Source organism: Psychrobacter sp. GW64-MNA-CIBAN-0177, assembly GCF_040309585.1.
Classification (GTDB): Bacteria; Pseudomonadota; Gammaproteobacteria; order Pseudomonadales; family Moraxellaceae; genus Psychrobacter; species Psychrobacter okhotskensis.
This window is the reverse complement of the sequence record NZ_JBEOOY010000429.1, coordinates 1-253: the sequence shown is the minus strand read 5'-3', so window position 1 is coordinate 253 and position 253 is coordinate 1. Positions and strand designations below refer to the sequence as shown.

At 38.3% G+C, this 253-nt stretch carries 1 protein-coding gene; it reads left to right on the top strand.

All coding sequences use genetic code 11. From position 1 onward, the window contains the following. A partial coding sequence (locus tag AAEY79_RS15725) for a DUF2057 family protein (protein ID WP_352289547.1) occupies nucleotides 1-218 on the top strand: 218 nt, incomplete at its 5' end. Nucleotides 219-253: the final 35 nt, after the last annotated feature.

The following is a 253-nucleotide window of genomic DNA, read 5'->3' as shown; positions in this document are numbered from 1 at the left end:
ATTCAGGCCATTGGGTACGTTCTGAATCCTTGTACCTCACATTAGAAGTTGCTGAAAATCAACGTTATGAGCTTGCTACACCTGATATTTATAGTGCAGAAGCTGCTCGTGATTTTTTAGATAACCCACAAGTCACGCTGAGTATTAATGGTCAACAACACAAAAGTGTCGCATTATTGACTCAGTCGCAGTTATTAACTCAATTAGTGTTGAGGTAAGTTTAAAAGTGGTTAGCAAGTCTTATCATCAGAAG